The sequence below is a fragment of the Lactobacillus rizhaonensis genome (assembly GCF_036246345.1).
Classification (GTDB): domain Bacteria; phylum Bacillota; class Bacilli; order Lactobacillales; family Lactobacillaceae; genus Lactobacillus; species Lactobacillus rizhaonensis.
Genome location: NZ_BTTV01000004.1, coordinates 205,985 through 222,393 on the forward strand (window position 1 = coordinate 205,985; position 16,409 = coordinate 222,393).

8 protein-coding genes and 1 pseudogene are annotated in these 16,409 nt (G+C 36.3%); 8 read left to right on the top strand and 1 reads right to left on the bottom strand.

Annotation, left to right across the window (positions count from 1 at the left end; translation table 11 throughout):
• Positions 1-42 precede the first annotated feature (42 nt).
• The 4 genes from AAA915_RS06795 (at position 43) to AAA915_RS06810 (ending at position 8,654) form a co-directional block, all read left to right on the top strand.
• Complete coding sequence (locus AAA915_RS06795) at positions 43-3,516, top strand: BspA family leucine-rich repeat surface protein (RefSeq protein WP_338200576.1); 3,474 nt, start codon at positions 43-45, stop codon at positions 3,514-3,516.
• Between the two features lie 636 nt (positions 3,517-4,152).
• On the top strand, positions 4,153-7,674 hold the full coding sequence (locus AAA915_RS06800) for an SLAP domain-containing protein (protein WP_338200578.1): 3,522 nt from the start codon (positions 4,153-4,155) through the stop codon (positions 7,672-7,674).
• Between the two features lie 347 nt (positions 7,675-8,021).
• Positions 8,022-8,342: an IS110 family transposase gene (locus tag AAA915_RS06805; RefSeq protein ID WP_338200580.1), complete on the top strand. Its 321-nt coding sequence runs from the start codon at positions 8,022-8,024 to the stop codon at positions 8,340-8,342.
• Positions 8,343-8,411: 69 nt separating this feature from the next.
• Positions 8,412-8,654 carry a hypothetical protein gene (locus AAA915_RS06810; RefSeq protein WP_338200582.1) on the top strand — a complete coding sequence of 81 codons (243 nt, stop codon included), beginning with the start codon at positions 8,412-8,414 and terminating at the stop codon, positions 8,652-8,654.
• Positions 8,655-8,709: 55 nt separating this feature from the next.
• Here the strand turns inward: AAA915_RS06810 and AAA915_RS06815 are convergent.
• Positions 8,710-8,961 (bottom strand): annotated as a pseudogene (locus AAA915_RS06815) (transposase); the annotation flags it as partial.
• Between the two features lie 716 nt (positions 8,962-9,677).
• On the opposite strand from AAA915_RS06815, the gene AAA915_RS06820 reads away from it, so the two are divergent.
• The 4 genes from AAA915_RS06820 to AAA915_RS06835 all read left to right on the top strand — a co-directional run bounded on the left by AAA915_RS06820 (position 9,678) and on the right by AAA915_RS06835 (position 16,244).
• Positions 9,678-11,645 (top strand): SLAP domain-containing protein, encoded by a 1,968-nt coding sequence (locus AAA915_RS06820; protein WP_338200584.1) that lies wholly within the window; start codon positions 9,678-9,680, stop codon positions 11,643-11,645.
• Between the two features lie 708 nt (positions 11,646-12,353).
• Positions 12,354-12,476, top strand: coding sequence for a hypothetical protein (locus AAA915_RS06825; RefSeq protein ID WP_338200585.1), 123 nt, complete (start codon positions 12,354-12,356; stop codon positions 12,474-12,476).
• A gap of 324 nt (positions 12,477-12,800) precedes the next feature.
• Positions 12,801-13,988 carry an SLAP domain-containing protein gene (locus tag AAA915_RS06830; RefSeq protein ID WP_338200597.1) on the top strand — a complete coding sequence of 396 codons (1,188 nt, stop codon included), beginning with the start codon at positions 12,801-12,803 and terminating at the stop codon, positions 13,986-13,988.
• Positions 13,989-14,255: 267 nt separating this feature from the next.
• Positions 14,256-16,244 carry a MucBP domain-containing protein gene (locus tag AAA915_RS06835; protein ID WP_338200586.1) on the top strand — a complete coding sequence of 663 codons (1,989 nt, stop codon included), beginning with the start codon at positions 14,256-14,258 and terminating at the stop codon, positions 16,242-16,244.
• Positions 16,245-16,409: the final 165 nt, after the last annotated feature.

The window sequence follows — 16,409 nt, forward strand, 5'->3', positions numbered from 1 at the left end:
ATACTAAACTTATATTAATATGCAGTTTAGAAGAGGAATTATATGAATACACATAAGAATGCTAACAAGCAAGGAGAAAAAATATTGCTCGGTGGCGTGGCCGCTGCTGCTTTAGGCTTAATTAATGCCAAGCCCCAGACGGTGAAAGCAGCTAATCAAAATGGCACTCGTGCCACCAAGAAGACTGCGAGAAGAGCGGTCAAAACTAAATTAAACTATCAAAGTGAAACTGCTTCAGAAACGGAAGGCGAAACAGCTACTGACGGCCCTACTAACCAAACCAGCAGCAGTCAAATTGCTGGCAGTGAGGCTAATGTAGGAACAGCAAGCAGCAAACCTGAAAGTGGACAGGGGCAAGCCGATACTAATAGCAGTACAGCAAGTGGAAGTAATCAAGATGCAATCACAGGCAATACCAGCGATCCAAGCACCACAGACAATACAAAAACTGATAAGCACGAAGCGGGCTCTACACAATTTGACCCTGCTAAAGCCACTAGGGCAAGCTTTCCAAGTAAATGGCAAGGATTAGACATCAGTTTCGATGATGAAGGTGATATATTAAAAATTAGTGGTGGTACAATTGATAACAGTGATAATCATACTATCAGCTTGTACTATAACCTAAATAGTCAAAATCAAACGTTAGCTGCTGATATTAAAGAAATTGATATCACTGGCAAACTCAAAATTATTGGCTCTGCAGCGGATCTGTTTACTAGCCTTGAGAATTTAGAAACTATCAAAGGTCTAGATAACCTTGATACTTCTGAAGTTACCAGCATGGAAAACATGTTTAGTAAAGATAAAAAACTAAAAAATATCGATTTATCTAGTTCAACTACTTTTAAAACAGATAAAGTGACAGACATGTCATACATGTTTGCTAGTGACGAGTCTTTAACTAAGTTAGATTTATCTCACTTTGATACGTCAAATGTCACAAACATGGCGCATATGTTTGAAAGCTGTGTGGGACTTCATAGTTTTGCATTCCCAGCTACTTTTAACACGGATAAAGTAACAGACATGTCATACATGTTTGATAACTGTAATCAAGTTTGGTCAATTGACGTAACCAAATTCAACACTTCTAATGTTGAAAACATGGCATATATGTTTTATAATTGTCAAAGTTTTCTTAAGTTAGACGTATCAAGCTTTGATACGTCAAAAGTGACAGATATGTCATATATGTTTGGTGCTTGTCGTAATTTGCTTAAATTAGATCTGCCAGCTACCTTTGTTACCGACAATGTTCAAAATATGAAGGGAATGTTTAGCGGTTGTGAGAACATAACTGAGTTAGACTTATCAAAGTTTAATACTGCTAAAGTAACTAATATGGCGAATATGTTCGGAGGTTCTAGTAAATTAACAAAGATTACTGCCTCTGATAACTTTACTACAGCAAATGTTACTAACATGAGTGACATGTTTTCTGGCGATATCGTAATTACTACTGATAGTATAAACAAATTAATATCCAGATTCGATACTAGCAAAGTCACAGACATGACAGAAATGTTTGATGGCTGCTCACAAGTAACTTCACTTGATTTGTCTAAATTTGATACTGCAAATGTCGGAAATGTTTCTGAAGAACTATCTCGTGCTGGTATGGAAAGAATGTTTAGTGGCTGTGGTAACTTAACTACTTTAGACTTAAGCAATTTTGATACTAAAAATGTCCGTGATATGAGCTGGATGTTTAATAACGATAAAAATTTAGCAAGTATAAACCTTAATCTTTCTCTTTTCAATACCTCTAACGTTATTGACATGAATCACATGTTTGAAGATTGTCATTCATTAACTAGTATTGATGTCAGTCATTTTGATACTTCAAACGTACGTGATATGAGTTACATGTTTGATGATTGTCATTCATTAACTAACATTGATGTTAGTCATTTTAATACTACCAAAGTAACTGATATGACGAACATGTTTGCATATTGTGATTCTTTACCAAGTTTAGATGTCACTAATTTCAACACGGCAGCTGTTACTTATATGTTAAAAATGTTCTGGCAATGTTCAAATTTAATCAGTTTGGACCTATACAACTTTAATACCAGAAAAGTTTCTGATTATACTGACATGTTTCAAGGCTGTGATAAACTAGCAAAACTTGACATTAGTAGTTTTGATATGAAAATTTCAGCATCAACTATTGGTGATATGCTTAGTGATCTTCCATCTCTTGAAGTGCTTATACTAGGCAGAAGAAATGATTTGCATATAGTCGAAAATTATTGGGACGGTGGTTTAGGCAACAATCATGATGGCAAAGAAGAAGATGTCTGGGTTAACATGGGAGTTAATAAAGATAACGGAGGTCTTCAGCCTAGAGTTCATTCTTGGACTGGTGCTGATTTAATGAAAAATTATGATGGCAGTAAGGATTATGATGTGTATGTTAATATCAATAAAATTCCAAATCCTTGCAGTATTACCATTAATTATCAATTGGGAGACGATAAAACCGCCAAACTCTCGCCAAACGATTATCAATTCGGTACCGCTGGTAAAGACGTGGTTATTCCAATCACAGCCAGAAAGTTGCCTACCTATAAACTTGCCTACGTTGAAATTAATGGCAACAAATACGCCACAGATAAATATGAAGATGCGTTGAGTAAACTAAAGTTTACTAATGATCCTCAAACTGTTACCTTTGGATACGAAAAGAGTAGTACTGGGACTAGTAATGGCTCTGACAGCAATGGTTCCGATAGCAACGGCTCTGATAGTAATAGCTCTGACAGCAATGGTTCCGATAGTAATGGCTCTGGCAGCAATGGTTCCGATAGCAACGGCTCTGATAGTAATGGCTCTAGCAGCAATGGTTCCGATAGCAACGGCTCTGGCAGCAACGGTTCCAGCAGCAATGGTTCCGATAGCAACGGCTCTGGCAGCAATGGCTCTGGTAGCAACGGTTCAGATAGTAACGGTTCCAGCAGCAACGGGTCTGGCAGTAATGGCTCCGGTAGCAACGGTTCCGGCAGTAATAATGGTTCCGGCAACAGCACTCCTAACAGTTCAGTTCCAAATAACAATAACAGTTCTTCTGGAAATAACGGTTCAGTCAATAATCCTTCATCTTCTAATAGCCAAGGATCCAATAGTCAAGGCAGTAACACTGGCAATTCTAATAACAATTCCAGTTCCGCAAGTAATGGCCAAAATAACGGCAACAATTTGCCTAACAATGAACCAAATAACATTCCATCACCTGTGAACCGCAAACCCAAGACTGTTAAACCTCATAAAACTTTTAATAAAGGATTTAATATCAAAGGTAAAAATGCAATTCATAACCAGCAACTGGCAAACAGTTTGAAGAACAATGGCTCTAGCTCAAATGCACGAACCACCTCAGATGATAATTTAACTGATCCCTTGCCAAAAACTGGTAACGACAAGCATAACAGTTTAGCAATGCTGGCTTTGGGTGGACTTGCACTAGCAACCGCCTTAGGTGCAGCCTGGTTTGGTTGCAAAAAAGACTAGCTAAGTTTTAATTAATAAAGAATGTTCTAAATCGTTATTTATCATAATCCACATCTTTATGATCACAAAGGCAGCCATAAAACTGGCTAACATTATAGTGATGCAAGTATTACAGCTATGGTAAGATCTATATTCAAAGTTAAGAATACTATGACTTGGGTAATGATATGTTTGTCAAAACTAATAAAGTTTCTGGAAGTAGCCATAGGCTAAACTAAAACATAACACTTATATTTACACTAGAAAATGTAAACGCTATGGACAAAAGACCTAAAAATTGTATGATTGAGATCTGTGGATATGCTATTATAGCAGTATTTCAGGCTATAATACTTTTCAGGTAAAAATCAGTATTTTTTTAAAAGCCAACTTCTAATAAATAACAAAAAACAAAATATTCGTAAACGTCTCTCTGATTTTAGTAATCGAGAGACGTTTTTTATATATATTAGATATTCGTGTATAAATCAATATGTGAAAAAAATGATATTTCATAATAACTTTTTTATACTAAAATTTATTTATTAAAAAATTTATAAGATTATTAGTATAAACTGTTTTGCTTTTCCCTAATTTTACCTGTATATTTAACATCATGTATATTTAATAAGTGTATGTATATCTTGGAGGATAAAAATGTATAAACGAAAGAATGTAAATCAAACTAATAAGAAATTCTTATTTACTAGTATCGCGGCTACTGTTTTAAGCTTAATCGCAATTAATCCTGACTCTGCCAAAGCAGATACTATATCTGACACGGGCAGTCCATATCATGATTCAAATAACAATATCACTAGTACTGCTTCAAATAATTTTGGTGATGACGCAAATTCTGCTACATCCACATCAGGAAATAGCTCAGATTCTGCCACAACTACTATAACTTCAAAAAGTACTAACTCCCCTAGTACTCAAGAAGAAAAAGTTCCTACTCAATCAACTTGGAACGGTTTAAAAATAACTTTTGATAAGAGACAAGGGATATTAACTATTTTTGATGGTGACATTCATAATGAAGGTGGTAAATTAGACCTTGGCTTTCACATTGCGGATGACGTTAACATCGCAACTGACGTTAAAGAAATCAGATTTAATGGAAAAGTTAAAATTTACGGATCCGCCCATGGCCTTTTTAATGGTCTCAATCAATTAACGTCAATAAAAGGACTTAATAAGCTAGATACTTTTGACGTTACTGATATGTCAAACATGTTTTCTTTTTGTGGAGAACTAATTGATCTCGATCTATCCAGCTTCAATACTACAAAAGTTACTAATATGACTTCCATGTTTCAGAGCTGTAAAGCATTACAAAAGCTTGATATCAGTAATTTTGACATGAAAAATGTCCCTGTTGACTCGCTGGACTTGGAGAATAAGGATAAGAATAAGACTATAAACATGCTTGTAGACTTGCCAAGTTTATGCGCTATAGGTATCAGTAGTAAAAATAAGCTAGAAGGTTCAAATCTAATTGATAATAACTATCCCAATAAATGGATCAATGTGGGTAATGGAACAGAAAATAATCCTCAAAACAGTTTTCCATTGAGCTCAGGTTTACCGGAATTACCATGGACTTTACAAAATATAGTATACAATTGTAAACAAATAACTAAAGACGAATTTATTCGCTATAACGTTATAGTGCATTACTATGATGATAGTAAGAATGATATTACACCAATTGGTTATGCATATGTAGCTGATAATGACTTTAGTAAATTAACACCAAAGAAAATAGCTGGCTATACTTGTCAATCTGACAACCTTCCTACTAAGCTGGAAAAAGATCAGGGTACTATACCAGAATTCTATTTTACGTATACTAAGGATAAAGATACAACTGATGGCAACGGCTCCGATAGTAATGGATCTGGCTCAAATGGTTCCGGTAGTAATGGCTCCAGCAGTAATGATTCCGACAGTAACGGGTCTGGCAGTAATAGCTCTGACAGCAACGGATCCGATAGTAACGGCTCCGAAAGTAACGACTCCGGCAGCAACGACTCCGATAGTAACGGATCTGGCTCCAATGGCTCCGGCAGCAATAGCTCCGATAGTAACGGATCTGGCAACAATGACTCCGACAGTAATGGTTCTGACAGCAACAGCTCTGGCAGCAATGGGTCTGGCAGTAATGATTCCGGCTCCAATGGCTCCGAAAGTAACGACTCCAGCAGCAACAATTCTGACAGCAACGACTCCAGCTCCAATGGTTCCAGTAGTAATGGCTCTGATAGCAACGGATCCAGCAGTAATGATTCCGGTAGCAACGGGTCTGACAGCAACGACTCCGGCTCTAACGGTTCCGACAGCAATGGCTCAGGTAGTAACGGTTCCGGTAGCAACGGCTCCGACAGTAACGGGTCTGGCTCCAATGGTTCCAGCAGCAATGGCTCAGGTAGCAAAGACTCCGATAGCAACGGATCTGGCAACAACGACTCCAACAGTAACGACTCAGGTAGTAATGGCTCTGACAGCAACGACTCAGGCAGCAACGGATCCAGCAGTAATGGTTCTGGTAGCAACGACTCTGACAATAACGGTTCCGACAGTAACGGTTCTGGTAGCAATGGTTCTGGCAGCAACGACTCCGATAGCAACGGATCTGGCTCCAATGGTTCCGACAGCAATGGTTCTGGTAGCAACGGGTCTGACAGCAACGACTCTGACAGTAATGGCTCCAATAGTAATGATTCCGGCTCCAATGGCTCCGACACCAACGGTTCAGACAGTAACGACTTAGGTACCAACGACTCAGATAGTAACGACTCCAGCAGTAATGATCCCGGCTCTAATAGCTCTGACAGTAACGGCTCCGATAGTAACGATTCTGGCTCCAATGGTTCAGACAGCAATGGGTCTGGTAGCAACGACTCCGACAGCAACGACTCAGGCTCTAATGGTTCCGACAGCAACGACTCAGATAGTAACGGATCTGGCTCTAATGGTTCCGACAGCAATGACTCCGACAGTAACGGCTCCGACAGTAACGATTCCGGCAGCAACAGCTCTGACAGCAACGACTCCGGCAGTAACGGTTCTGACAGTAATGGCTCTGGCAGCAACGGATCTGGCTCTAATGGTTCCGATAGTAACGGATCTGGCTCCAATGGTTCCGACAGCAATGGTTCTGGTAGCAACGACTCAGGCTCTAATGGTTCCGACAGTAACGACTCAGACAACAACGGCTCCGGCAGTAACGGCTCTGGCAGCAACGACTCCGACAGTAACGACTCAGACAGCAACGACTCCGGCTCCAATAGCTCTGACAGCAACGACTCTGGCAGCAACGGATCTGGCTCTAATGGTTCCGATAGTAACGGATCTGGCTCCAATGGTTCCGACAGCAATGGTTCAGACAGCAACGACTCCGATAGCAACGGCTCCAGCAGTAATGGTTCTGACAGCAATGGTTCCGATAGCATTGATTCTGACAGTAACGGCTCTGGTAGCAATAACTCTGACAGTAATGACTCCGATAGTAACGGAGCCAATAGTAACGGATCTGGCAGTAACGACTCAGGTAGCAATGGCTCTGACAATAATGGGTCCGATAGCAATGATTCTGACAGTAACGACTCCGATAGCAATAGCTCCAGTAGTAACGGGTCTGGCAGCAATGATTCCGGCTCCAATGGCTCCGGTAGTAATGGTTCTACTAATCCAATTTACCCTGTTTATCCTATTATCTCGGTTAACCCAAGTAACCCAATTATTTCTGTTAATCCTGTTAACTCAAATAAACTAGATGTTATCAAGGTACCGGTTCAACATAATTCTCAAACTGCAGTTATCAGAACTGTGCATCACAATTCTTACCTTTATGACCGGAATGGCAAGCGCAGACTTGAAGAATACTTTGTCGGAAAAAAGATTAAAACTTATGGCGTTATAATTATTAAAGGTAAGAAGTTTTATGATTTAGGTAATAACCGCTATATTAAAGTGAGCAATGTTTCAGGTGTAATCCGTAAATTAAAGCATAATGCATACATTTACGCTAAGAAGAATAAGAAAGCTAAGCGTCTTGGACGTAAAGTTTTAAAGAAGAATAAGAAAGTTAGAACTTACGGTGGTGCAGTCAAGATTCACAATAAGTTGTACTACATTGTAGGTAAAAACCAATATGTAAAGAAAGCTAATTTTTAGAAATTAGGTACAGCTAAAATATTCTTACACTACTTTTGATAGTTTAATTTAGATATAAGACTAGGCATGACATCCTAACAAGATAGTTGGGGTGTTATACCTTTTTGGCTCTTGTCAAACATCCTAAAGTAGGAAGCAGATAGAAGTCTGACGATACTTTTATCTGCTTTTTCTTTATACTTAAAGCTGAAGTTGAGGTCGCCAACAGGATTGAATTTTTCGATTTGCAAAGGGTCCCGTAAGAATAATGCCCTTTGCTAGTTAGGTTAGGATGAGGATCTTAAAGATCGTATTAAGAAAATGAACAAACGCACTATTCTGCTTCAATAATTTTAAGAGGTGTTACAGTGAATGTTATTGGTATTGACGTTAGTCGTGGTAAAAGTCATGCCACTTTAATTACTACTGATTTTGAAAAGCAAGATTTTAATTTTAGTCATAATCGCAGCGGTTTTAAGCAATTAGCTGCTTATCTGGCTGATCCAGTTTTAGTTATTTTCGAAACCACAGGAGTTTATTCTGTTAAGTTAGCTTATTATTTAAGCCAAAATAAAATTAAATTTTGTGAGCTCAATCCGCTGGAAGCAAAAATGAGAATGTCATCTTTGCGGCGAAACAAGACAGATGCTAGTGATTCCTTCAAACTAGCTTTATTAGGAATCACGTAGGCAGCCGTCATTCCTACTAGAAGTCGACATTATATTGATATCCACTATCACTCTTTATGCTTTTTAGCTGTGCAATATCACAAATTAAGCCAAGAGCGGGTTAGAATTGAAAATCAGTTGCGTTCGACGCTAGAGCTGTCTTTCCCTGAGTTAAACGATATTTTTCCCATTATTCGCTCTGTTGTAGCCTTGCAGATGATTCGCAAGTATGCACATCCAGATTATTTAGCTGGTCTGACGGTTAAAGGAATGACTGAACAGCTTTATAGAGTAATCGGTAAAGCTGTTACTAAGAAATTAATTGCCTGCTGATCTTTGGCGACTAAAGCATCATAAAATGACTGCAGCAGGTTGTAGGCATTAGTGAGCAGACAATGCCTTCGTTGACTACCTGCTCTTGCGTCAGGTTGTTTTTGCAATTCCAATTGTAATGCGGATGAATTTTCTCGAGCTCCTGGTACTTCTTAAGATACAGTTTCCACGGTGCTTTAAGCAATTTGTATTCTCTGCTGGTCTTTTTGAATTTCTTCATGATCTACACGCGCAGAGAGTTAAGAGAGTGCGTAAGCATTTGTACCATGTGAAAGCGATCAATCACAATCTCAGCGTTGGGAAAGCATGCGGCCAAAAGTAAAACTGCTCAGCAATGTAAGAATAGTCGAAGTCAACATTTTAATAGCAAGTTATGCGTACCTTTTAATAAAAAGAAAGATGTTCAGCAACTCAATACAAAAACTAGTAATTACCATTTTTAGAACTATTAATAATTAGTTTAATGTTAAGTCTCAATATTTAAGGCATATTTATAGCTCATTGCAAAAAAATGAATATAAAAATTACTAAAATAATTTTAAAATATATTAATATAGTTTAAATTAGTCTTATTTACTAAACAATAATCATAGCAAAGTTTTCCACTTAATTCTGAAATTTTAATTTATTGATTATCGTTAACACGATGAATTCTTTTTGTCATGCTCTAATTTAGTCAGTTTAGCCCTTTTTTAATACTAAACCAGTTTTATATAGTGAAAAAATTTAATAAACAATCACTATATTATGCATCTATATATGTATATATTAAGTCACTAATAATAAATATATAAGCATAATATATACAAGCAGCTGCTCTAATCTTTATAATATATAGTATATATAATTATTTAGTATAATATTTAGAGCCTATTCAAGTAAATAAACATAATGTCAGTTCAAATATTCCTATAATGATTAAATATATTGTTTACAAGAGAAAAATCATTAAAAATTTACTTTTGGAAATAAATTACTGGGTTTAATTCTAAAAGGTAAATAATTTAGAAAGAAGACTACACGTTGAACAAAAGAAAAATTATAGCAAAGCAAGACAGAGTAAAAACCAATATAGCATATAAATTAGGACTCAGTGCTGCGTCTATTTTACTTGGAAGTACCTTTCTAGCTAGCAGTCAAGTTGTTAAGGCTGATACTGTAATACCAAATTCGCAAGCTGGTCAAAGCAGCGTCAATAATTCATCTAAGAAGAACTCGTTAAATCTTTCAAATGAACAAAATTACTCTATTGGTAGGTCTTATAATAATTCCCAAGATACAACCAATAAAACAAATATAATTAAGCAAAATGATAATAAGACATCAGATAATTTGGCTACAACAGCTAAAACACCTCAATTTTATGATAATGATAAAACAATTGCTAAGACAAAATGGAATAATATTGATATTTCTTTTAACCCCGAAACCAAGGAATTAACAATTTTTGGCGGAACCGAGCAACAGCCAGCTATAATGAAAAATACTATAGATGGCGAAAGCAAACTGTATCCTCTTGAATTCTCTTTGAGTGAAATGGGTTGTAGTAGTCAAGATGTTAAAACAATAATAATTCAGGGAAAAATAAAACTAGAAGGGGGTGCGCAAGGACTTTTTAAAGGACTTCCATATTTAACTAAATTTCAAGGTTTAACTAATTTAGATACTACTGATGTAAACGATATGGCCTTTATGTTTGAGTCTATGAATAGCGTATCAACTCTTGACTTATCAAGCTTTGATACTTCTAACGTTCGTTGGATGAAAAATATGTTTTCGGGATGCAGAGCCTTAACCAGAATAGATTTATCTAGTTTTGATACTTCTAAAGTAGAGTTGATGGAAAGTATGTTTATGGAAAGTTCTGGTATACGTGAACTAGACCTAGGCAATAAGTTTAAATTTGAATCATCTGCTTCCGGACGAGGTGACGGTGATAACATCAATAATACACTACCAGGAAAATGGGTTAACTGGGGTAAAACCAATCATTTGGCTAGAGGAGAAAAAATATGGGATTCTTCAAAAGACTTTTTTACAAAATATCAAGGTGCTACTGATTATGATACCTATGTGCGCTTTGAAAATTTGGCCGCTCCAATTACGGTGCAATATCGCGAGCAAGACGGGCAAGACAAGCATAAGATTGAAGGTATTGAAGATGAAAAGCAATTTGGCAACGTTAACGACAAGCTTATTGATCAAGCTAACCCACAATTTATTACTTCCTTTAAGGAGAAAGAAATTCCTGGTTACAAGTTCGACCATGCCGAAATAAATGGTCAAAAAGTAGAGTTAGATCAAGTAACCTACTCTTCAGACCCACAGACTATCACTTTGATTTATACTAAAGTCAAATCAGATAATTCTCATGGTAGCGGCAATACTAATAATTCCTATAATCCAGTAACCCAAACTAAAGGCAGTGACATTAAAGTTAACTATGAAGATGAAAATGGTAATCAATTGGCTCCAACTGAAACATTATCCGGCTATGTGGGTGACGGCTATGTAACTGAAACTAAAGAAATTCAAGGGTATACTTTAAAGGTAAGACCTTTAAATGCTACTGGCTTCTTTAGTAGCCAACCGCAAACTGTTACCTACATCTATAGTAAAAATGTAGCTACGGTTACACCTATTATCAGAACGGTATATCATAATTCATATCTTTATGATCACAATGGAAGCCGTAAAACAGGTAAATATTATAGTGGCACAAGCATTACAACTTATGGTAAGACCTATATTCAAGGTAGAGAATACTATGACTTGGGTAATGATACATTTGTCAAAGTTAACAACATTTCCGGAATCAAACGCAAACTAAAACATAACGCTTATATTTACAATAAAAAAGCTAAACGCGTTAGCACCAAAGTACTAAAGAAAAATAAAAAAGTAAGAGTATATGGCAAAGCCGTTAAGATGCACAATAAGCTGTACTACATCATAGGCAATAACCACTTTGTTAAGAAAGCTAATTTTTAAAAATTAGGTATAGCTAAAATATTCTTACACTACTTTTGATAGTTTAATTTAGATATAAGACTAGGCATGACACCCTAACGAGATAGTTGGAGTGTCATGCCTTTTTTAATAAAAAACAACTAACGCTAGCAACGCATCAATTGAAGATACTCCGTAAAACACGTTAACTTTACGGAGCTTTTGGTTAACAAGATTATGAATAAAAAATGTTAATGAAATCACCCTAAGTAAAAGTATTACTGACTATATAGGAAGATAGCTACTTTACATCAGGCAAGACTTCAAAAAGGAAAATGATCAGATAATATTTAGTACTTAAAGGCTTTTATAATTCAATCAAATTAATTTTAATAATGAAAATAATGGTAACATGTTGGCCATTAATAGCAGGCAAAACAAGCAAAATTTAACTGAAAGCAGGATAAGCAAAAGCAGCAGTCTAGATAATAAAATCCTTGAGAACTAGGCCCTATTTGCTGGCTTAATTGGCATATAGTTCAAAGGTAGAAAAACAGCTTTAGCTTTTAATTATACCCTCTTCTTTTTTTGAGCGCTTTAATTTATGAATTTAAATTTTTACTTTATTTACTTGTACCAAAAAATTTCTAAAACTGTATAAAAACACATTTTATGATATTTATTTGTATGAGATATGTGTATATAATAAATTATAATGTAATAAAAATTTAATGGAGGAAGAGTGTTAATATGCATAATAATTTTTATCATAAAGGTAAAAAGATTTTATTTACTAGTATGGCAGTTGCTGCGTTAAGCGTAATTGCAGTTAGTCCTGTTGCAGCTAAGGCTGCTGAATCTGAGGGAGAGTAACCTGTTAAGCCAGCTGAAACTAAGTCAACAACAAATAATGATAAAGACCAAAAAACCGATATAGAGGATCATACTGCCGAAGACGATTCACACAGTCTATGGGCTTCAGCATGGATCAAAGGATCTTACAGTTATGACGAAAAGACTAAGACTTTTACCATTAAGAATACAGGTAAGCCAGGTGAACCTAGTATATTTAACAATGAATACACAGTTATTAGCGGTCAAGATCAACCACCTATCAATCCTGCCCAAATAGCTTGGAATGTTGATGATGTTAACACAGATGAAATTGAAACCATTAAAATTGAAGATGGTCCCATTATTTTCAAAGGAGATGCCAGTTCATTATTTGCTAATTTACCAAACTTGAAGAAAATTGAGGGATTAAACAACCTTGATACAAAAGAAGTCACTAGTATGAGAGAAATGTTTGCTAATGATCCTAAATTAACTTCATTGGACCTGTCGAATTTTAACACTTCTAACGTAACTGACATGATGGGTATGTTTACCAATGATACTAGTTTAACCTCATTAGACGTATCAAGTTTTGACACTTCAAACGTGATTGATATGTCATACATGTTTGCTCAGGTTGATGCATCTAATGATGACGATAAACCAAGTAAAGACGCTGCTCCGAAGTTGACTGAAATTAAAGGCTTGGAAAAGTTTGATACTGCCAAGGTAAAACGGATGGGCAATATGTTCACTAACCAGAGCGCTTTAACATCTTTGGACATCAGTAATTTCAAAACTCCAAAGGATTCAGTACCAGTAAAAGATGAAAACGGAAAGACAGCTTATAGTGAACCCGATGAAACTGATATGCTAAAGGGACTGGACAGCTTAACCTCTCTAAAACTTGGTAAAGACAATATTATTAAAAGTTCTGGTCTTAACACAAAGGGTACATGGAACTTGAACGGTAAGAACTTAACTTCTGATGAATTTGCAAGTCAATTTGATGGTAAGAAAGATGCTGGTAACTTCACTTTAACTCCTGCAAGCACTCCTTCAACCCCAAGTACTCCAACTACACCAAGCAATCCAAGCACACCAGTTACCCCTTCTACTCCAAGTACGCCAGTTACTCCATCCAACAACAATACTACAACTAAGCCAAACACTAACGTCAAGAAGGGCGTTAAGAGAGTTGTTACTCACAATGCTTACATCTTTAACCAAAGTGGTGTACGTGTAAGTGGTGAATTCTACGTTGGTGATTCCATTACTACTTATGGCACTAAGTATATTAACGGCAAGAAGTTCTATGATTTAGGCAACGACCGCTTCGTCAAGGCCAACAACGTTACAGGTATTAACCGTAAATTAAAGCATAATGCTTACATTTACACTAAGAAGAATAATAAAGTTAAGCGCTTTGGACGTAAAGTTTTAAAGAAGAATAGGAAAGTTAGAACTTACGGTGGTGCAGTCAAGATGCACAATAAGTGGTATTACATCATTGGCAAGAACCAATTTGTTAAGAAAGCTAACTTTAGATAATAAAAAATACTTTTCATAAATAAAGAAACCCAATTAGTAGGTGTCGCTGCTAATCGGGTTTCTTTTTGCTTGGCATAATAGCTCCTAGTGAGTAAGTAAGCAAGCCAGCTTGGCAATTTATTAATCAAATTAACTATTTGTTCTTTTCAAATAAAAGTGTATAAATTATGTTAATAAACTAAAAGGATGTATAATACCTGTAATAAAGTATAAGCTAAATATTAATCATGTATACATTTATTTTATTGTTGAAGAAGGAATAGTAACATGAGTAAGAAAAAGAATTCTAAGCAAGCAGAAACTTCATTAGTGTACTTTAGCATTGCTGCTGCCAGCTTAAGCTTATTAGCCATGACCCCTAAGACAGTCAAAGCCGATGAGACAATGCCTTCATCCCTTACCAAGCAAACTGTTGCTGATAAAAATTCTGCTAACAATAAAGTTGCTTCCCCTAAATCTACCACAAACGATCAACCAAAAGTTAACACTCCAGAGACGCCTCAATTTCAAGATTTAGCTCCTAATACTTTTAAATGGGGAAACCTCGACGTCACTTATAGCAACCACGTAGTTACTGTTCCCGGCGGCAGTGTTACTCAACCCGGATCTATGGCCTATATTAATGGCATTAACAAAGATGATATTCAGGAAGTGAAGTTTACTGGTCAATTAAAAGTTAATTCGGCTGCAGAAATGTTCAGGGGCTTACCTAATTTAACTAAAATTACCGGTCTAAAAAATCTTGATACATCTGATACCATTGACATGAGGTACATGTTTGCAAATTGTAAAAATTTAACCAGCATAGACGGCATTGGTGATTTACAAACTCCCAAAGTTACTAATATGCTTTATATGTTTGCGGATTGCGGTAAATTGACTGACCTGGATTTGTCCGGCTTTGATACCACCAATACACAATATGTAGAAGGCATGTTTCAAGGTTGTGAAAATTTGCAGAGCATTAAGTTTTCACCTAAATTCACAATAGCTAATGTAAACAGTATGAAATTCATGTTTAGTGGATGCTCCAGTTTAACTGCTCTAGACCTTAGCAAATTTAATACTAGTAATGTTACCAACATGATAAGAGTTTTTGAAGATTGTTCCAGCTTAACCAAGTTAGACTTATCATCCTTTGATACTTCTAAAGTAAACGATATGATGGGTATGTTTACTAATTGTGGTAACTTAAAAGAACTTGATCTCAGCAGTTTCGTCATAGATCCCAGTATTGACAAGGGTTATATGTTAGATGGACTTGATAAATTAAATACCCTTAAACTAGGAAAAAGAACTTATATTAATGATACGCATCTTGATACTCCAGGAACGTGGGTTAATGTTGGCAATGGCACTGAAGACGCACCACAAGCAAACCAGAAATTGAATTCAAATGATTTAGCATCCCAAGGAATTGGTGACACGTATATCCGTCCGGGTGCAGCTATTAAGGCTTTTTATTTAGATACTGACGGCAAGCCTATTGCGGATGAAACAAGTTTAAATGGTAAAATCGGTAACAGCTATAAATTGACACCTAAAACAATTCCAGGTTACGTTATCAAGGAAATTCCCGCTAACGCTACTGGCTTTTTCACTGATCAGCCACAAATTGTCAAGTTTATTTATTCCACTGTTCCCGTATCCGTCCCTTCTACTCCAGCCGCTTCAACCCCAGTCAAATCCGCGAATGTGATCGTTCATTATCAAGATGAAAGCGGCATTAAACTTGCACCCGATACGGTATTACAGGGTAATGTCGGCGATGGCTACATTACCTCTCCTGTAGAAATTGCTGGCTATACGCTAAAAACCAGGCCTGATAATGCTACCGGCTTTTACAATGATCAAAATCAAGACGTTACTTACATTTACACTAAAAATGCTACTGGTTTAAGTCCTGTTACAAGAACTGTTTTCCACAATTCATATGTTTATGATGAAAATGGCGTCCGTAAAACGGGTAAGTATTTTGCTGGCGAAACGGTCAAAACATATGGTACTAAGCTAATTCAAGGCAAAAAATACTATGATTTAGGCAATAATGACTTTGTCAAAGCAGTTAATATAACTGGTGTTAACCGTAAATTAAAGCATAATGCTTACATCTATACTAAGAAAGCTAAACGCATGGGCCGCAAGGTACTGAAAAAGAAGTATACGATAACAACATATGGTGGCGCTATTAAAATTAATCATAAGTTATACTATATTGTTGGTAAGAATCGTTATATTAAAAAAGCTAATTTTTAGCAATTTAAAAATAATTAAATAGAAAAGTTCTGGCTCTCTGTCAAACATCCTAAAGTAGGAAGCAGATAGAAGTATGACGATACTTTTATCTGCTTTTTCTTTATACTTAAAGTTGAAGTTGAGGTCGCCAACAGGATTGAATCTTTGAATTCGATTGTCAAACGG

Excerpts from the sequence above, each read along its gene's own strand:
- AAA915_RS06795 (WP_338200576.1), top strand. The coding sequence starts at position 43 with ATGAATACACATAAGAATGCTAACAAGCAAGGAGAAAAAATATTGCTC.
- AAA915_RS06800 (WP_338200578.1), top strand. The coding sequence starts at position 4,153 with ATGTATAAACGAAAGAATGTAAATCAAACTAATAAGAAATTCTTATTT.
- AAA915_RS06825 (WP_338200585.1), top strand. The coding sequence starts at position 12,354 with ATGCATAATAATTTTTATCATAAAGGTAAAAAGATTTTATTTACTAGT.
- AAA915_RS06835 (WP_338200586.1), top strand. The coding sequence starts at position 14,256 with ATGAGTAAGAAAAAGAATTCTAAGCAAGCAGAAACTTCATTAGTGTAC.